This is a genomic window from Streptomyces sp. NPDC059895 (genome assembly GCF_042731035.1).
GTDB lineage: Bacteria > Actinomycetota > Actinomycetes > Streptomycetales > Streptomycetaceae > Streptomyces.
In genome coordinates this window covers 51,955-69,091 of record NZ_JBHWKO010000017.1, presented here as the reverse complement: position 1 = coordinate 69,091, position 17,137 = coordinate 51,955, and the positions used below count along the sequence as shown (strand labels likewise).

Sequence of the window (17,137 nt, the reverse complement as noted above, 5' to 3'; positions counted from 1 at the left end):
GGAAGATCCCCGGGAACCCGCACCCACCCAGCCGGAGGAGACATGGCCGAGCACGTCCTCACGGGCACCCGGGGCCCGCTCACCGCCTACGAGTGGCCGCATCCCCGGCCGCGTTACGTCGCCCTGCTGGTGCACGGCTACGGCGAGCACGCCGGGCGCTACGAGGGCCCGGCCCACGCCCTGGCCGGCCACGGCGCCGCCGTGTTCGCCGTCGACCACGTCGGCCACGGCCGGTCGGCCGGTGAACGTGTGGTGATCGAGGACTTCGAGGACGTCGTCGCCGACGTGCACACCGCGGCCCGGCTAGCGCGGGCCGCCCACCCCGAGCTGCCGGTGGTCGTGATCGGCCACTCGATGGGCGGGCTGGTCGCCGCCCGCTACGCCCAGCGGCACGGCGACGGGCTCGCCGCGCTGGTGCTCTCCGGGCCGGTCATCGGCGCCTGGGAACTGCCCGGACGCCTGCTCGCCCTCCCCCGGATCCCGGACACGCCGGTCAGCCCGGCCGCGCTCTCCCGTGATCCCGCGGTGGGCGCCGCGTACGCGGACGATCCGCTGGTGTGGCACGGGCCGATGAGACGGCCGACGCTGGAGGCGTTCGTACGGGCCCTGGCGGCCGTCGCCGAGGGCGGCGACGTCGGCACGCTGCCGGTGCTGTGGCTGCACGGCGAGGACGACCGGCTGGTCCCGCTCGACGGCAGCCGTGTCGGCGTCGAGCGGCTCAGCGGGGGCTGTCTGACCGAACGGACCTACCCCGGGGCCCGGCACGAGGTGTTCCACGAGACGAACCGGGCCGAGGTGTTCGCCGATCTGACCCGCTTCCTCGACGGCGTACTCGCCCGGGAGGCCGGACTGCTCGCTCCGTGAAGGCGACTACTCGCCCCGTGCGGCCGGACCGCTCGCCCCGTGCGGCCGGACCGCTCGCCCCGTGCGGCCGGACCGCTCGCCCCGTGCGGCCGGACCGCCGCCCACCGCTCGCGCTCCCGCCCTCGCCGCACGCCGTGTTTGCAGGGTTTCGCCCGGGGCACCCGCGCCCCGATGGAGTGGTGGCGCAGCGCCGTCCGCGGGAGCGACGACCTCGAACCGTCCTTCCCCGTGGGCCCGTCCTGACCGGCCCCGCACGATGTCGGACAGGGGGCCTCGGGCGGGCGGGGCGGGGCCGGCGGGGGTGAGCGCGTCGAACCGCTCCGTACCGCACGGAACGACGCGACTAGGAGAACCTCGGTATGACTGTCGTGAACAGCCCGCTTCCCGAATCGGCCCGTCAGGTCACCTTCGACGCGTTGCAGGGCACCCTCGTCGATCTGCTGGGGCTCTCCCTGATCGGGAAGCAGGCCCACTGGAACATCGTGGGCCCCCGTTTCCGCTCGATCCACCTCCAGTTGGACGAGGTCGTCTCGGCGGCCCGCTCCCACGCGGACACCGTCGCCGAACGGGCCGCCGCCCTCGGCCTGCCTCCGGACGGCCGCCCGGAGACAGTCGCCTCGGCGTTCACGCTGCCGTCCCCGAAGGACGGCTGGCTGCGCGACGAGGACGTCGTCCGGGTGATCGCGGAGAGCCTCGGGGCCGCCATCGGGCGGCTGCGGGAGCGGATCGAGGCCACGGAGAAGGCCGACCCCGTCACCCAGGACCTGCTCATCGGCATCACCGCCGAGCTGGAGAAGCAGCGGTGGATGTTCGAGGCGGAGAACTGGCCGCGCGACCACTGACCCACCCGGCCCGGGGGCGCACGTCCGACGACGGGACCCCCACCCGACGAAAGGGCACACCATGACCGACGCCCTCGAACTCGACGCGCTGTGGGAGGAGTTCCACCGCGTGGTGAACATGACCTCGCAGGAGCTGGCCGCCTGGCTGCGGGTGCGGGACGCCGGCGAGAACACGGAGTCCCTGCCCGACGAGGCGGGCACCCCGACCGGGCAGCACGTGCTGGCCATCCTCCAGAAACGGCGCACCGACCTGACCGACGACGACGTCCGGGTGATGTACCGGGTCGTGGACACGGTGACCGCGCAGACCGATCCGGAGAGCGAGCCCGAGACCGAGTCCGCGGACGACACCCGCCGGCGTCACCGCCTGATGACGATCGGCCACGACCCGCTCAAACCGTGAGAGCCGCGGGCGCGGCCGGCGGGGCGCCGCCCCGCCGTCACCCCAGGCGGCTCAACGCGGCCGACACCAGCGTCCGCACGCCGGGGACGACCACCGAGAGGTCGGGGGCGAACAACGGACTGTGGTTGCCGGGCACGGCGGCCAGCTTCTCCGCCAACTCCTCGCCCGGCGCCGCCTCCCACACCGCGGCCGGCGTCGACGTGACGTACCAGTAGTCGTACGGCACGCCGTCCGGCGCGAGCAGGGAGAAGTCCTCGCTGCCCATCGCCTGGCCGAAGTCGAACACGGTGTGCGCGCCGAAGAGTTCCCGGTGGACGGCGGCGATCTCCTCGTCCAGGGCCGCGTCGTTGACCGTGACCGGGTATCCGGGGATCAGCTCGATGCCGGGCGGCACGGGGCAGCCGGCCGCCCGGCACTCCCCCTCCACGACGCGCCGGACGGCGCCGAGGACCCGCTCGCGCACCCGGGTGTCCTGGGTGCGCACGTTCAGCGAGAGCCGCGCCTCGGCGGGGATGATGTTGGGCTTGGTCCCGGCGTGGAACCGCCCCACCGTCAGCACGACGGACTCGCTGGCGGACACCTCGCGCGAGACCACGGTCTGCAGCCGGGTGACGATGTGCGCGGCCGTCACGACCGGGTCCACCGTGGACTCCGGGCGCGAGCCGTGCCCTCCGACACCGTGGACGACGATCTCCAGGTCGTCGGAGGCCGACAGGGTCAGCCCCGGGGTGTGCGGGTAGGAGCCGGCGAGCCCGGGCGTGACGTGCTGGCCGAGGAGGACGTCGGGGCGCGGGAAGCGCCGGTGCACCCCGTCCGCGAGCATCGCCGACGCCCCGCCCTCCGCCTCCTCCGCGGGCTGCCCGACCACCACGAGCGTGCCGGACCAGGTCTCGCGGGCCCCGGCGAGCGCCTCGGCCGCGCCGGCCAGCCAGGTGACGTGCAGGTCGTGGCCGCAGGCGTGCATCACGCCGTCGACGGTGGAGGCGTAGGCGAGGCCGGTCGCCTCCCGCACGGGCAGCGCGTCCATGTCGGCGCGCAGCCACACCACCGGCCCGTCCCCGTTCGCCAGCACCCCCACCACTCCGGTGCGGGCGACGCCCTCGGTCACCTCGAACCCGGCGGCGCGCAGCCGTGCCGCGAGGCGTGCGGCCGTGCGGTGCTCCTGGAAGGACAGCTCGGGATGGCGGTGCAGGTCCCGGTAGAACTCCTCCAGATCTGCCGCCCCGAGCCCCGAGGTCACCTCTAGGGCGCGACGCGCGACGACGGCCGGCTCGCTCATACCGTTCCCTCCCCTTCGACGTAGGCATGTCGACGTAGGCATGTCGACGTACCGTCGCCGACGTACCGACGCCGCGTACCGAGTCGGTCCGAAGCCTAGGACGCCCGTCCTTCCGGTCGCCCCGGTGCGCCGGGTCCCGGGTCCCGGGTCATGGGTCCCGGCTCCCGGGTCAGAGGCCGCTCACCGGCAGGTCGAGCAGGCGTACGACGGTCTTCAGGACGCCGTTGTCGTTGTTGGAGGGGGCCAGGTGGCGGGCCCGGCGGACGACCTCCGGGTGGGCGTTGGCCATGGCGAAGGACCAGTCGGCGGCGTCCAGCATCTCCAGGTCGTTGAGGTAGTCGCCGAACACCATGGTCTGCGCGGGCGTGACGCCCAGGTCGCGCTGGAGGCGGCGCAGGGCCGCGCCCTTGTTGGCGGTGCGGTTCATGACGTCGACCCAGTGCTCGCCGGAGACCACGACCTGGTGGGTGTCGGCGAAGCGCGCGAGGGCGGGGGCGGTGGTCCGCTCGGCCGGCCCGAAGTCGAACAGCGCGACCTTGATGACGTCGTCGTCGACGGCGGCGACGTCCTCGACGACCTCGTGCCGGACGTAGTAGCGCGCCACCTCGGCCAGGAAGGCCTCGTCGGCCCGCTCGACGTACGCCGACCGCTTCCCGCACACCACCGCCCCGACGTCGACGCCGTCGGCCGCGAGGCGCCGTACGGCCGCCACGACGTCCTCGACCACGCCCGGCGCCAACGGGTCGGAACTCACCTCCGCGCCGTCCCGGACGACGTAGGTGCCGTTCTCCGCGATGAAGACCATCCCGTCGGCGACCTCGGCGAACTCCCGCGCCAGCGTCGCGTACTGCCGTCCGCTGGCCGGGCTGAACAGCACGCCCCGCTCCCGCAGCCGCGCCAGCACCTCCCACAGCCCCCGCGGCACCCGCTTGTCGTCGTCGAGGAGGGTCCCGTCCATGTCGGTCACGATCAGACGGATGTCGGCCGCGGCGGCCGACGGCTCGGGGACGGACAGCTGGGGGGCGTCAGAGTAGGGCATGTCCTGCTTCCTGTACGGGGGCGACCGGAAAGTCACCCTACCGGGGGACCCCGCGTGTCCCGCCATGCTGGAGCCGGGCCAGGCCCGGTGTCCTGCTCCCGGTGGCGGGCCGGGCCGGTCCGGTCCGCCGTGGTGCCGCCGTACGGCGCGGTGACCGTGAAACCCTGGCCGGCGGACCGCCCGTGCGGGCCATGACCGTGGAGGCCGTATGACCGCCCTTGCCGACCCGCTGCCCGGCGGACGCCCCGGTGACGTGGAACGGGCCAGAGCCCTGAGCGGGGAACTGTCGGGGCGCGGCGTGCACGGGGTCGTCCTGGCCTACGTCGACACCGCGGGCGTCGGCCGGGTCAAGACGGTCCCGGTCGCCGCTCTGGCGTCGGCGGCGGCCTGGGGCGTCGGCATGTCCCCCGTCTTCGACACCTTCCTGGCGGACGACAGCGTCGTCACCACCGACGTGCTGGGCTCCCCGGACGGCGACCTGCGCCTCTTCCCGGACCTCGACCGGCTGGTGGTGCTGGCCGGGCAGCCCGGCTGGGCATGGGCGCCGGTCGACCGGATCACCCAGGACGGCGGCCGTCATCCGGGCTGCTCCCGCACGTTCCTGCGCCGGATCGTCGCCGGCGCGGCCCGCGCGCACGGCCTGTCCTTCCGGGCGGGCATCGAGATCGAGTGGGTGATGGGGCTGGACTCCGCGCCCGCCGGCGCGTTCGTCCCGGCGGCCACGGGACCGGCGTACGGCGCGATCCGGCAGGTGGAGCTGAGCGACTGCACCGCGGACCTGCTGGCGGCGTGCGCGGCGCAGGGCGTGGACGTCGAACAGGTCCATCCCGAGTACGCGCCCGGCCAGTTCGAGATCTCCGTCGGCGCCCTCGACCCGGTGGCGGCGGCCGACCGCAGCGTGCTGGTGCGCCAGACGATCCGCGCGGTGGCCCGGCGGCACGGCCTGCGGGTGTCCTTCTCGCCCGCCGTCGAGGCGCGGGGGGTCGGCAACGGCGGCCACGTCCACCTCTCCGCCTGGCGCGACGGCGTGAACCTGCACGCCGGGGGCGAGCGCCGCCATGGCATGACGGCCGACGCGGAGGCCTTCACGGCCGGTGTGCTGGACCGGCTGCCGGCCCTGACGGCGGTGACCGCGCCGAGCCCGGCCAGCTATCTGCGGCTCAGGCCGTCCCAGTGGGCGGGGGTGTTCACCGCCTGGGGCCTGGAGACCCGTGAGGCGGCGCTGCGGCTGGTGCGGGGCACCGCGGGCCGGCGCGCGGAACAGGCGAACCTGGAGGTCAAACCCGTGGACCTGGCCGCCAACCCCTATCTCGCCCTCGGCTGCCTGATCGCCGCGGGCCTCGACGGGCTCGCGGCGGGCGCCACCCTGCCCGAGGAGACCTCCGGCGACCCGGTGGGCCTCGACGCCGACCGTGCCGCGGCCCGCGGTGTGCGCCGGCTGCCGGTCTCGCTGGACGAGGCGGTGGCCGAGTTCCGTGCGGACGACGTGCTGCGGGCCGCGCTGGGCCCGGTCCTCGCCGACGCCGTGACCGCCGTGCGGCAGGGAGAGATCGCGGCGGTGGAGGGGCTGGACGACGAGCGGGTGGCCGCCGCCTACCGCTGGAGATACTGACATGGGCGCCCGGCCTACCGCCGGAGGTACTGACATGGGCGGCCCGGCCTACCGCCGGAGGTACTGACATGGGCGCCCGCGGGCCGGTCCACGAGGCGCTCGACGAGCTGGAGCTGGTGGACCACCACTGCCACGGCGTGGTCACCGGCCCCCTGGACCGGGCGGGTTTCGAGACGCTGCTCACCGAGGGCGACCGTTGGCCGGGCCTCTCGCCGTTCGACACCCCGGCCGGCGTGGCCGTACGGCGCCACTGCGCGCCCGTCCTCGGCCTGGAGCGGCACGCCCCCGCCGACGCGTACCTGGCCCGGCGGGCCGAGCTGGGCCCGGGGGAGGTCAACCGGCGCTTCCTGCGGGCCGCCCGAACCGGCGTGCTCTGCGTGGACACCGGGTTCGACGCGCACCGGCTCACCACCCCCGCCGAACTCGCCGGGGCGGCGGACGCGGCCGTCCACGAGGTCGTACGGCTGGAGTCGGTCGCCGAGGAGGTGGGCGCGCGGGGCGTCGGGGCGGGCGGCTACGCCGACGCGTTCCGGTCGGCCGCGCTGGACGCGGTGGGCCGCCCGGGGGTGGTCGCGGTGAAGTCGGTGGCCGCCTACCGCACCGGCTTCGTGCTGGACCCGGCCCGCCCCACGGACGCCGAGGTGACGCGGGCGGCGCGGCGCTGGCTGGCGCGCGGCGGCCGGCTGGACGAGCCCGTCCTCGTCCGCCACCTGCTGTGGACCGCCGTCGACCTGGGCCTGCCGCTCCAGCTGCACACCGGCTTCGGCGACCGCGACATCCGCCTGCACGACGTGGATCCCAGCCATCTCACGGAGTGGCTGCGGCTGACCGCGGGCACGATCCCGGTGCTGCTCCTGCACTGCTGGCCCTACCAGCGGCAGGCCGCCTACCTGGCCGCCGTGCACGAGCAGGTGTACCTGGACGTGGGGCTCACCCTGCACCACGTCGGCCCGGCCCGGGCACGGGCGGTCCTGGAGGAGGCGCTGGAGATCACACCGTTCCGCAAACTGCTGTACAGCTCCGACGCCTACGGTGTCGCCGAGTTCTACGGGCTCGGCGCGCTGGCGTTCCGCCGCGGGCTGGGCGATCTCCTCCAGGACCGGGTGGACGCGGACGAACTGGACCTGGCCGACGCGCTGCGGCTGGCCCGGTGGGCCGGAGCGGACAATGCCCGCCGGGTGTACCGGCTCCCCGACGCACACTGAAAGTATGATCAAGCAATGTCTGACATGACCGAGACCACACCCGGATGGCTGAGCGCCGACGAGCTCGAGCTGGCGCGCGCCCGCATGCCGATCCTGTACGTCGAGGCCGTGCCCGTGCGCGTCGACGACAGCGGTGAAGTGACCAGCATCGGCCTGCTGCTGCGGATCGGACCGGACGGCAATGTCAGCCGCACCCTGGTCTCCGGCCGGGTCCTGCACCACGAGCGGGTCCGTGACGCCCTGCTGCGGCACCTGGAGAAGGACCTCGGCCCGGTGGCCCTGCCCCGCGTCCCGGCCTCGCTCCAGCCGTTCACCGTCGCCGAGTACTTCCCTACGCAGGGCATCACCCCCTACCACGACCCTCGCCAGCACGCGGTGTCGCTCGCCTACATCGTGCCGGTGACCGGTGACTGCCGTCCCCGGCAGGACGCCCTGGACCTGGTGTGGTTCGACCCGCAGGAGGCGGCCTCCCCCGCGGTGCAGAGCGAGATGCCGGGCGGGCACGGCTTCCTGCTGCGGCAGGCGCTGGCCCACGTCGGCCTGTCGGCCTCCTGACCGGCGTGGGAGCGGACTTCGCCCTGCCGGGCCGGCGCGCGGTGGCGATCGGTGCCGCCGCGCGCCGCCCCTGCACGCTCGTCGTGTGCCGGGGCTGCTGCTGCGGTGACGGCCGCAAGCACCCCGGCTACGACCACGTCTGGCAGCTGGACCGGCTGCGTGCGGCGGCCGCCGCGTCGGACGGCGCCTTCCAGGTCCGTACGACGGACTGCCTCGGGCCGTGCGACCAGGCCAACGTCATCGTCGTGCAGCCCTCCGCCGCCGGTCGCCGGGCCGGCGGCCGGGCCACCTGGGTCGGGTTCGCGATGGACGACGACTGCACGGAGGAGATCCTGGACTGGGCCGCCGCGGGCGGACCGGGCGTCACCGAACCGCCGGTCACGCTGGAGCTCCAGTTCATCAGCCCGCCCCGGGAGAAGCGGACGCGCGGCCGCCGGTGAGGCCGCACCCGGCACACACCGCGGTGACTGCGGCACTCACCGCGGTGACTGCGGCACACACCGCGGTGACTGCGGCACACACCGCGGTGAGTCCGGAACACGCCGCGGTGAGTCCGGAAAACAACGAGGGCCGTTTTCCCCTGTGATGGGAAAACGGCCTTCCGACCTGCGATGAAGCTGGTCGGGACGACAGGATTTGAACCTGCGACCCCTTGACCCCCAGTCAAGTGCGCTACCAAGCTGCGCCACGTCCCGTTGCCCGTCTGACCTGGGGTTTCCCCCGGCCGAACGTGCAGGAAAACCATACCGCACTCGGGTCGGTGGTCGTGCACCCCTTTACGGCGGCCCGCCTCCGGGCCGGGTCACCCGTCCGTCGGCACGCCCAGCCCCGGATACGCCTCCAGCAGGCGCGGCGGGGCGGCCTGGCGCCAGGAGTCGGCCAGGATGTCCCGCAGTTCGCCCTCGTCCTCCAGGGCGGCCAGCCGGACCCGGATCCAGGCGAACTGGGCCTCGTGGGAGGCGATCCAGAACTTCCCCGGTTCGGCGAGGGCCAGTTCGTCCCGCTCCTCCTTGGGGCAGCGCACGGCGAGGGAGGTCTCGTCCTCGGGCAGCGTGGCGAACATCTTCCCGGCGACCCGGAAGGTGGGCATGCTCCAGGCGGTCTTCTCCGTCGTGTCCGGCAGGGACAGGGCGATACGGCGTACGTCTTCGGCGTCCGGCATGTCTCGCACCGTAGCGTCCGCCACTGACAGCGCCCGGCTGTGCCGCTGCCCGGGGCGGAGCCGGGCGCTGCCGGGCGCCGACGCTCAGCCGGCGGCGACCTGCTTGAAGTACAGGCTGGTCGGCCGCAGGACGCCCGCCGGGTCGGCCGCGTAGTCGGGGATCACTCCGGCCCGCGTCCATCCGGCGGTGCGGTAGAGGTGCTCGGCGGGGCTGCCGGTCTCGGTGTCGAGGTGGAGCAGGGTGACGCCGCTCGCCGCGGCGGCCTCCTCGGCGGCGGTCAGGAGGGCGCGGCCGAGGCCACGTCCCCGGGCGTCCCGGTGGACCATCAGTTTGACGAGTTCGGCGCGGTGGCGGCCGTTGGGCCGGTCGGTCAGGGCGAGGCTCACGGTGCCGAGGACGCGGTCGCCGTCGTGGGCCGTCCAGACCACGAGGTGTCCGGCGGCCACCGCCGCCTGCCGCCGCGTCCACCAGGCCACGGCCTCCGCCCGGTCGAGCGGGGCGAGGAAGCCCACCGAGGCGCCGCCGTCCACGGTGTCCACCAGCAGGTCGGCCAGGCCCTCGGTGCGGTCGAGCAGCCGGGCGGCGTCGAGGCGGGTCGGTGTCACGGCAGCACCACCGCCAGCACGTAGCGCGCCTCCGCGTCGCCGGCGGACCGGAAGCGCGTCGGCCCCCACACCCGCAGCCGCAGGCAGTCGCCGGCGCCGAGGCGGTGGACGACGTCCTGCGCGGTCACGTCGAGGGCGCCCGCCAGGACCCAGATGTGCTGTTCGAGTCCGGGTACGGGCGGCCGGTCGTAGGCGATGTCGGCGCCCGGGGCGAGCCGGCCCTCTACCAGTTCGCCGCGCAGTCCGGGGTGCGGCGGCGAGACGGAGCGGCGGACGAAGCCGGAGTCCCGGTCCTCCCACACGGGCTGCTCGGCGGCCCGCAGCAGCGTCGCGGGCTCCGCCTCGACCTCGCTGAGCAGCCGGGACATGGTCCGCCCGTAGACGTGGCACAGGCGGTTCAGCAGTGAGGCGGTGGGGCTGATCTCCGCGCGCTCGGCGCGGGACAGGGTCGACCGGCTCACCCCGCTGCGCTCGGCGAGTTCCCCCAGCGACCAGCCGCGTTCGGCGCGCAACTGGGCGAGGCGGGCGGCGAGGCGGGCGTCGACCGCCTCCGCGACCTCGAGTGACTGTTTCATATTCGGGATGCTATCCCAGATCCGGGAATCCCTGGATGCCGCGGTCGGCGACGCGGCGGCCGACGCGTCGTCGTGTACACCGCCGCCCAGCGGCTGTACGTCCGTGTCGGCGGCGCCTGGACGTGGACCCGGCTCAGCTCGTGGCGGCCGGGGTGACCTCCGCGAGCGCGTCCAGCACCGGACGGATGAGCGGGTGTCCCTCCGCGCCGCGCCGCACCGCCGCGAAGACCCGGCGGGTCGGGGCGGCGCCGTCCACCGGGCGGACCACCACGCCCGTCAGCTCCATGCCGCGCAGCGCCGAGCGCGGGACGAGTGCCACGCCCGCGTCGGCCGAGGCCAGCGCGACGACCGCGCGGAAGTCGTCGGAGGAGTGCTCCAGCCGGGGCTGGAATCCGGCGTGCTCGCAGGCGAGCACCACCACGTCGTGGCACGGGTTGCCGGGGTACGGGCCGATCCAGGGGTCCTTCGCCAGCCCGGCGAGCGGCACCCGGGGCTCGTCGGCCAGCCGGTGGGCGACCGGGACGACCGCGTCGAAGGGCTCGGCGTACAGCGGGACATGGGTGAGGCGCGGGTCGTCGGCGGCCGGGGCCCCTCGGTACTCGACCGCGACGGCGACGTCCACCTGCCGGTCGAGGACCATCGGCAGACTGGCGTCGCCCTCGGCGTCCTGGACGCGGATCCGTATCCCCGGGGCGGTACCGGCGAGCCGGGCCACGGCGGGCGCGACGACCAGGGCGATGCCGGTCGCGAACGCCGCGACGGTGACCGTCCCGGCGGCGCCGGAGCCGTAGGCGGCCAGTTCCGCCTCCGCCCGCTCCAGCTGGGCGAGGACCGCGTTGGTGTGGGCGAGCAGGATCTCCCCGGCCGGGGTGAGCCGTACGCCCTTGGCGCCGCGTTCGACCAGGCGGTGACCGGTCTCCTGCTCGAGGGCGGTGAGCTGCTGGGAGACGGCGGACGGGGTGAGGTACAGCGCGGCGGCAGCGGCCGTCACCGTGCGGTGGTCGGCCACCGCACGGAGGATGTGCAGGCGCCGCGCTTCGATCATCGGAGCGATTCTCCCAGTCCGACCGGGGTGCTCAGGCCTCCAGCTCCGCCCGGGCCGCCACGAACGCGTCGACCGCGCGGTGGACGTCGTCCGTGGAGTGCGCGGCGGACAGCTGGACGCGGATGCGGGCCCGGCCCTGCGGGACGACCGGGTAGGAGAAGCCGGTCACGTACACCCCGCGCTCCAGCAGCAGGTCGGCCATGCGGCCCGCCGTCGCCGCGTCGCCGGTCATCACGGGCGCGATGGCGTGGTCGCCGGGGAGGACGTCGAAGCCCTCGTCCGTCATCCGGCGGCGGAACAGGGCCGTGTTCTCGGCGAGGCGGACGCGCAGGTCGTCGGCGGCCTCCAGCAGGTCCAGGACCTTGAGGGAGGCCGCGGCGATCACCGGGGCGAGGGTGTTGGAGAAGAGGTACGGCCGGGAGCGCTGGCGCAGCAGGGCGACGATCTCGGCGCGGGCGGCGACGTAGCCGCCGGAGGCGCCGCCGAGGGCCTTGCCGAGGGTGCCGGTGACGATGTCGACGCGGTCCATGACCCCGTGCAGCTCGGGGGTGCCGCGGCCGCCGGGGCCGACGAAGCCGACGGCGTGGGAGTCGTCGACCATGACCATGGCGTCGTGGCGGTCGGCGAGGTCGCAGATCTCCCGCAGCGGCGCCACGTAGCCGTCCATGGAGAAGACGCCGTCGGTGACGATCAGACGGCGCCGCGCGTCGGAGGCCTCCTTCAGCCGTGCCTCCAGGTCGGCCAGGTCGCGGTTGGCGTAGCGGAGGCGGCGGGCCTTGGACAGGCGGATGCCGTCGATGATGGAGGCGTGGTTGAGGGCGTCGGAGATCACCGCGTCCTCGGGGCCGAGCAGCGTCTCGAAGACCCCGCCGTTGGCGTCGAAGCAGGAGGAGTACAGGATCGTGTCCTCCTGGCCGAGGAAGGCGGACAGCCGCGCCTCCAGTTCCTTGTGCACCTCCTGCGTGCCGCAGATGAAGCGCACGGACGCCATGCCGTAGCCCCAGCGGTCGAGGGCTTCATGGGCGGCCGCGATCACCTCGGGGTGGTCGGCGAGGCCGAGGTAGTTGTTGGCGCAGAAGTTGAGGACCTCACCGGGGCGGCCGCCCGCGGTGACGTGCACGGCCCTGGACTGCGGGGTGCCGATGACACGCTCGGGCTTGTGCAGACCGGCGGCGCGGATGTCGTCGAGGGTGGCGCGCAGGTCGTCGCGTACGGAGTCGAACATCATCAGTCCTAGGGGGTCTCAGAGGGTCCAGTCGAGGATGACCTTGCCGCCGCGGCCGCTCGCCGCGTCGGCGAACGCCGCCTCGAAGTCGCGGTAGCCGTACCGGCCGGTGATCACGGGGGCGAGGTCGAGGCCGCCTTCGAGCAGCACCGACATGGCGTACCAGGTCTCGAACATCTCCCGGCCGTAAATGCCTTTGAGGGTGATCATCGAGGTGACGATCCGGGCCCAGTCGACCGGGAACTCCTCGGACGGCAGGCCGAGCAGGGCGATCCGGCCGCCGTGCGTCATGTTGGCGATCATGTCGCGCAGCGCCTCGGGGCGGCCGGACATCTCCAGGCCGATGTCGAAGCCCTCGCGCAGGCCCAGCTCCCGCTGTCCGTCGGCGATCGTCGCGCCGGAGACGTTCAGCGCGAGGCTCGCCCCGATCGTGCGGGCCAGTTCCAGCCGCTCCTCGCTCACATCGGTGATCACCACGTTGCGGGCTCCGGCGTGCCGGGCCACCGCCGCGGCCATCAGGCCGATCGGGCCGGCGCCGGTGACGAGGACGTCCTCGCCGACCAGCGGGAAGGACAGGGCGGTGTGCACGGCGTTGCCGAACGGGTCGAAGATCGCCGCCACGTCGAGGTCCACGGGGACGCGGTGCACCCACACGTTGGAGGCGGGCAGGGCGACGTACTCGGCGAAGGCTCCGTCGCGGCCGACGCCGAGGCCGACGGTGGCCCGGCACAGGTGGCGGCGGCCGGCGAGGCAGTTGCGGCACTTTCCGCACACCAGGTGGCCCTCGCCGCCCACCCGGTCGCCGACCGTGATCTCCGTGACGTCGCGCCCGGTCCCGACGACCTCGCCGACGAACTCGTGCCCGAGCGTGAGCGGGGTGCGGACCGCCTGCCGCGCCCAGCCGTCCCAGGCCCGGATGTGCAGGTCGGTGCCGCAGACACCGGTCCGCAGGACCTTGATCAGTACGTCGCCGGGTCCGACGGCGGGTTCGGGGACGTCCACGAGCCACAGCCCGGGCTCCGCCTTCTCCTTGACCAGCGCCTTCAACGCTACGGCTCCTGTGGTGAGGGCCCGGGCGCGGGCACGCCGAAGGGGCCCGCATCCGGGAGGGGGGTGGATTCGGGGAGCAATCTGCCGTACTCCGCCCGCCCCGGTCCATCGAGGATTTCTTAAGCGGTGCCGCAGCTTTCCTTCACACGGGTCCGCGGCGGGCTACGGCAGCCCGTCGTCCAGCGGCCGTTCGAGCCGTACGGCGAGGTCGGCGGCGGTCGCCTTGATGGTCTCCAGGCCGGCCTTCCCCCAGGGCCGGGGCGCGAGGTCGGCGACGCACACCGTGCCGAGCACCATGCCGGTCGTGTCGATGAGCGGGGCTCCGAGGTAGGAGCGGATGCCGTACTCGTCGACGGCCGGGTTGCCCGCGAAGCGCGGGTAGTCGCGGACGTCCTCCAGGACCAGCGCCTTGCGCCGCACGACGACGTGCGGGCAGTACCCGTACTCGCGGGGCAGCCGGCGGCCCAGCGCGGGCTTGCCGGCGCGGGCGGCCGCGCCGCCGTCCGGGGTGTGCAGGCCGGCGAAGAACTGCCGCTCCTCGTCGATGAAGTTGACCATGGCGTACGGTGCGCCGGCCAGTTCTGCGAGACGGTCCGTGAAGGCGTCGAGGGCGGGCTCCGGCCGCTCCCCGAGGCCGAGTCGGCGCAGCCGTCGGGTGCGGGCGGGAGCTTCCTCGTCCTCGGGAGTGAGCAGCAGTCGACCGGCCGGGCGCGGCGGGTCGTAGCTCATGGCCGGGCTCCGTCGCTGTGGGCGTGGGGCATGTGCGGCTCCGGTGCGTCGGTTGCGGGGATCACCTGTGGGCGCCGCGGCTCGGCTGGGGTGCCGCCGGGGCGTGCTCGATGAGGTGCCTGACGAGGGTGAGCAGCGTCTGGACGCCGGACGCGGAGATCCGGGCGTCGCAGCGCACGACGGGGACCCGCGGGTGCAGGTCGAGGGCGGCGCGCACCTCCTCGCAGGCGTAGCGGTGGGCGCCGTCGAACTCGTTGACGGCGACGATGAATCCGAGGCCGCGTTCCTCGAAGAAGTCGACGGCCGCGAAGCACTCCTGCAAGCGGCGGGTGTCGGCGAGGATCACCGCGCCGAGGGCGCCCTCGGACAGTTCGTCCCACATGAACCAGAAGCGTTCCTGTCCGGGGGTGCCGAACAGGTACAGCACGTGGTGGGGGTCGAGGGTGATGCGGCCGAAGTCCATCGCGACCGTCGTCTCGACCTTGTTCTCGATGCCGTCGAGGTTGTCGGTCGCGGCGCTGACCGTGGTGAGCAGTTCCTCGGTGCTGAGCGGCGCGATCTCGCTGACCGCGCCGACGAACGTCGTCTTGCCCACCCCGAACCCGCCGGCCACGAGGATCTTCAGCGCGGTGGGGAAGGGCTCGGGGCCGTCGTCGTGCTTGTCGTGCTTGTCGTGCTTGTCGTGCGCGGCGTGCTCGTCGTGCTCAGAGCTGTCGTCGTAGTCCATCGAGCACTGCCTCCAGTAGGGCCCGGTCGGTGGGGTGGTGGTGGAACTCGGGGGGCTTGGTGGTCAGCGCCCCGCAGTCGACGAGGTCCGACAGCAGCACCTTGGTGACCGCGGCCGGCAGCTTCAGGTGGGCGGCGACCTCGGCGACCGGGACGGGGGCGCGGCACAGTTCCAGGGCCTGCGCGTGCTCGGGGCCGAGGTAGCCCAGGGGGGTCACCCCGGTGGCTCTCACCTGCGACATGAGGTCGAGGGCGACGGTGGGTCTGGTGCGCCCGTTGCTGACCGTGAACGGGCGCACCAGCCGTCCGGCCGCGTCGTCGAGCCAGGGCCCGTCGCCGGCCGCCGCCACGCTCAAGGCCCCATCACCGACGGTTCGACGGCATGCTGCCGGGGCGCGGTCACCAGGTAGGGGCGGACGCTCTTGACCAGCATCGCCATCTCGTACCCGAGGACCGCGGCGTCGGCCTCGCGGCCGGCGAGCACGGCGAGACAGGTACCGGAGCCGGCCGTGGTGACGAACAGCAGCGTCGAGTCGAGTTCGACGACGACCTGGCGCACGTCCCCGCCGTCGCCGAACCGGACGCCCGCACTGCGCCCGAGGGAGTACAGGCCGGAGGCGAGGGCGGCCATGTGGTCGGCGCTGTCGGGGTCGAGGCCGTGGACGGACTTCACGAGGCCGTCGCAGGAGAGGAGGACCGCACTGGTCGTGTGCGGTACGCGCTGCACGAGGCCGCTCATCAGCCAGTCGAGATCGGAAACATGGCCGGTCGGCGCGTCGCTCGCCATGGTGGATCGACTCCTAGGGGTACGAAGGTCCGCGGGAGCGGTGGGGGTCGGGGTGGGGGTGGGGGTGGCGGTGGGAGTGGGGGTGGTCAGGGGGGTGCTCATCCGGCCGGTGTGCTCCCGTCGTGCCGGGTGGTGGGGTGGTGGTCGTGACCGTCGGCGCCGTACGCCTCGCCAAGGGCGGGCGCGGGCTCGGTGCGGCCTTCGGCCGCGGGCGGCGGGGGCGGCGGGGGCGCGAGAAGCTCCGCCGGTCCGGCGGCGGCCGCTCGCGAGGCCTCCGCCTCCAGGCTCTGCTGGGCCTCGGCGAGGCCGATGCCGCGCTGGAAGGCCGCCATCAGGCCGGGGTCGTGGCCGACGGGCCGGTCGGTGTCCTGACGGGGGGCCGGGCCGCCGCGCAACTGGGGCACGATGTGCTCCTGGGCGCGGCGGCGGGGCAGTCGGGGCTTGCCCATGGTGCCGCGGACCGCGCCCACGCGCGGAAGCGGCGCCTGGCCCGCGTAGCCCTCCACGACGGGCCGGTCGCCGGGCCGGATGCCGGGCACGGCCTCCGCCGGGTTGGGCCGCTCCTCGTGCGCGCCGCGGACGGGCAGGGGGGCCGGACCGCGCCCGTCCCCCCGCGAGGCGTCGTGCCGGGCCCGGCCGACCGTGCCCGCTGCCCCGCCCGGGGCACGGGTCCCGGGGCCGGCCTCGGGATCCGCGGACGTCGCGGGCGTCGTCGGCATCGACCGCGCCCGGCCGGACACGGGGTACGGCCCCGCCGAGGACGGCGCCGTGCCCGCGGCCGACGCGTCCGTTGCCGAGGTCTCCGTTCCGGTCCGAGGCTCGGCCTGAGGTCGGTGCCGAGGCCCGGCCTCGGCCCGGCCGTGCTGCCGTGACGCGGTCGCGGTCCCGGCACCGGCTTCGGTCTGCGGCTGAGCCGCAGTCCACGGCCCGACCGGGGCCTGCGCCCGAGCCTGGGCCTGCGCCTGCGCCTGCGCCTGGGCCTGGGCTTGCGCCGGGGCCGGGCCTTGAGCCCGAGCCGGGGCCTGGGGTTGAACCGGAGCCAAGGCTTGAGCCGGGGCCGGAGCCGAAGCCGGGGCCTGGCTTGGAGACCCGCCCGAATCCCGACCCGCAGCCAACGCCCGACCCGGGCCCCGACCCGGGCCCGGGGCCTGGCCCGGGGCCTGGCCCGGGGCCTGGCCCGGGGCCTGGCCCGGAGCCGACGCCCGACCCGAAACCGGGGCCTGGACTGAGGCCTGGCCCGGAGCCGAATCCCGGCCCGGAACCGGCGCCTGAGCCGAGTGCCGTGCCGGCCCCTCGGGCCCGACCGGAGCCGAAGCCTGCACCCGCCCCACAGGCGAAACCGGAGCCGAAGCCTGCACCCGCCCCACAGGCGAAACCGGAGCCGAAGCCTGCACCCGCCCCACAGGCGAAACCGGAGCCGAAGCCTGCACCCG

At 74.6% G+C, this 17,137-nt stretch carries 20 protein-coding genes and 1 tRNA gene; 7 read left to right on the top strand and 14 right to left on the bottom strand.

Features of this window, described 5'->3' with window-relative positions; all coding sequences use genetic code 11:
- Window positions 1-42 precede the first annotated feature (42 nt).
- From ACFV9M_RS20945 to ACFV9M_RS20935, 3 genes are all read left to right on the top strand, one after another.
- Complete coding sequence (locus ACFV9M_RS20945; RefSeq protein ID WP_385068828.1) at window positions 43-864, top strand: alpha/beta hydrolase; 822 nt, start codon at window positions 43-45, stop codon at window positions 862-864.
- Between the two features lie 359 nt (window positions 865-1,223).
- On the top strand, window positions 1,224-1,706 hold the full coding sequence (locus ACFV9M_RS20940; RefSeq protein WP_385068826.1) for a Dps family protein: 483 nt from the start codon (window positions 1,224-1,226) through the stop codon (window positions 1,704-1,706).
- A 61-nt stretch (window positions 1,707-1,767) separates the two neighbouring features.
- The gene (locus ACFV9M_RS20935; RefSeq protein ID WP_385068824.1) at window positions 1,768-2,109 is read left to right on the top strand and encodes a DUF3140 domain-containing protein; all 342 of its coding nucleotides are present in this window, start codon (window positions 1,768-1,770) and stop codon (window positions 2,107-2,109) included.
- A 37-nt stretch (window positions 2,110-2,146) separates the two neighbouring features.
- Here ACFV9M_RS20935 and ACFV9M_RS20930 read toward each other — a convergent pair whose 3' ends face one another.
- Both ACFV9M_RS20930 and ACFV9M_RS20925 read right to left on the bottom strand, forming a co-directional pair.
- Window positions 2,147-3,388 (bottom strand): amidohydrolase, encoded by a 1,242-nt coding sequence (locus tag ACFV9M_RS20930; RefSeq protein ID WP_385068822.1) that lies wholly within the window; start codon window positions 3,386-3,388, stop codon window positions 2,147-2,149.
- A gap of 169 nt (window positions 3,389-3,557) precedes the next feature.
- Complete coding sequence (locus ACFV9M_RS20925; protein ID WP_385068820.1) at window positions 3,558-4,427, bottom strand: Cof-type HAD-IIB family hydrolase; 870 nt, start codon at window positions 4,425-4,427, stop codon at window positions 3,558-3,560.
- 208 nt (window positions 4,428-4,635) lie between these two features.
- Here ACFV9M_RS20925 and ACFV9M_RS20920 point away from each other — a divergent pair, with 208 nt between their 5' ends.
- From ACFV9M_RS20920 to ACFV9M_RS20905, 4 genes are all read left to right on the top strand, one after another.
- Window positions 4,636-6,039: a glutamine synthetase gene (locus ACFV9M_RS20920; RefSeq protein WP_385068819.1), complete on the top strand. Its 1,404-nt coding sequence runs from the start codon at window positions 4,636-4,638 to the stop codon at window positions 6,037-6,039.
- Between the two features lie 68 nt (window positions 6,040-6,107).
- On the top strand, window positions 6,108-7,244 hold the full coding sequence (locus ACFV9M_RS20915) for an amidohydrolase family protein (protein WP_385068817.1): 1,137 nt from the start codon (window positions 6,108-6,110) through the stop codon (window positions 7,242-7,244).
- A gap of 24 nt (window positions 7,245-7,268) precedes the next feature.
- On the top strand, window positions 7,269-7,799 hold the full coding sequence (locus ACFV9M_RS20910) for an NUDIX hydrolase family protein (protein ID WP_385068863.1): 531 nt from the start codon (window positions 7,269-7,271) through the stop codon (window positions 7,797-7,799).
- Between the two features lie 47 nt (window positions 7,800-7,846).
- On the top strand, window positions 7,847-8,239 hold the full coding sequence (locus tag ACFV9M_RS20905; protein WP_385068861.1) for a (2Fe-2S) ferredoxin domain-containing protein: 393 nt from the start codon (window positions 7,847-7,849) through the stop codon (window positions 8,237-8,239).
- Window positions 8,240-8,417: 178 nt separating this feature from the next.
- On the opposite strand, the gene ACFV9M_RS20900 is transcribed toward ACFV9M_RS20905, so the two are convergent.
- From ACFV9M_RS20900 to ACFV9M_RS20845, 12 genes are all read right to left on the bottom strand, one after another.
- Window positions 8,418-8,494, bottom strand: a tRNA-Pro gene (locus ACFV9M_RS20900).
- Window positions 8,495-8,601: 107 nt separating this feature from the next.
- The gene (locus tag ACFV9M_RS20895) at window positions 8,602-8,961 is read right to left on the bottom strand and encodes an MmcQ/YjbR family DNA-binding protein (protein WP_385068815.1); all 360 of its coding nucleotides are present in this window, start codon (window positions 8,959-8,961) and stop codon (window positions 8,602-8,604) included.
- A gap of 84 nt (window positions 8,962-9,045) precedes the next feature.
- The gene (locus ACFV9M_RS20890; RefSeq protein ID WP_385068813.1) at window positions 9,046-9,567 is read right to left on the bottom strand and encodes a GNAT family N-acetyltransferase; all 522 of its coding nucleotides are present in this window, start codon (window positions 9,565-9,567) and stop codon (window positions 9,046-9,048) included.
- Window positions 9,564-10,142 (bottom strand): helix-turn-helix domain-containing protein, encoded by a 579-nt coding sequence (locus ACFV9M_RS20885; RefSeq protein ID WP_385068811.1) that lies wholly within the window; start codon window positions 10,140-10,142, stop codon window positions 9,564-9,566. Before ACFV9M_RS20885 ends, ACFV9M_RS20890 begins: the two co-directional genes overlap by 4 nt.
- Before the next feature lie 133 nt (window positions 10,143-10,275).
- Window positions 10,276-11,187, bottom strand: coding sequence for a LysR family transcriptional regulator (locus ACFV9M_RS20880; RefSeq protein WP_385068809.1), 912 nt, complete (start codon window positions 11,185-11,187; stop codon window positions 10,276-10,278).
- 31 nt (window positions 11,188-11,218) lie between these two features.
- Window positions 11,219-12,412, bottom strand: coding sequence for a glycine C-acetyltransferase (locus tag ACFV9M_RS20875; RefSeq protein WP_385068859.1), 1,194 nt, complete (start codon window positions 12,410-12,412; stop codon window positions 11,219-11,221).
- 18 nt (window positions 12,413-12,430) lie between these two features.
- A complete protein-coding gene (gene tdh, locus ACFV9M_RS20870) occupies window positions 12,431-13,459 on the bottom strand; it encodes an L-threonine 3-dehydrogenase (RefSeq protein ID WP_385068807.1) in 1,029 nt (342 codons plus the stop codon).
- Window positions 13,460-13,624: 165 nt separating this feature from the next.
- Complete coding sequence (locus ACFV9M_RS20865) at window positions 13,625-14,191, bottom strand: GAF domain-containing protein (protein WP_385068805.1); 567 nt, start codon at window positions 14,189-14,191, stop codon at window positions 13,625-13,627.
- A gap of 61 nt (window positions 14,192-14,252) precedes the next feature.
- Entirely contained in the window at window positions 14,253-14,918 is a 666-nt protein-coding gene (locus tag ACFV9M_RS20860) for an ATP/GTP-binding protein (RefSeq protein WP_385068803.1), read from the bottom strand.
- Window positions 14,896-15,267 (bottom strand): DUF742 domain-containing protein, encoded by a 372-nt coding sequence (locus ACFV9M_RS20855; protein WP_365458594.1) that lies wholly within the window; start codon window positions 15,265-15,267, stop codon window positions 14,896-14,898. Before ACFV9M_RS20855 ends, ACFV9M_RS20860 begins: the two co-directional genes overlap by 23 nt.
- Before the next feature lie 2 nt (window positions 15,268-15,269).
- Window positions 15,270-15,704, bottom strand: a complete 435-nt coding sequence (locus ACFV9M_RS20850) for a roadblock/LC7 domain-containing protein (protein ID WP_385068802.1) — start codon at window positions 15,702-15,704, stop codon at window positions 15,270-15,272.
- A 98-nt stretch (window positions 15,705-15,802) separates the two neighbouring features.
- Complete coding sequence (locus ACFV9M_RS20845) at window positions 15,803-16,423, bottom strand: hypothetical protein (protein ID WP_385068800.1); 621 nt, start codon at window positions 16,421-16,423, stop codon at window positions 15,803-15,805.
- Window positions 16,424-17,137 lie beyond the last annotated feature (714 nt).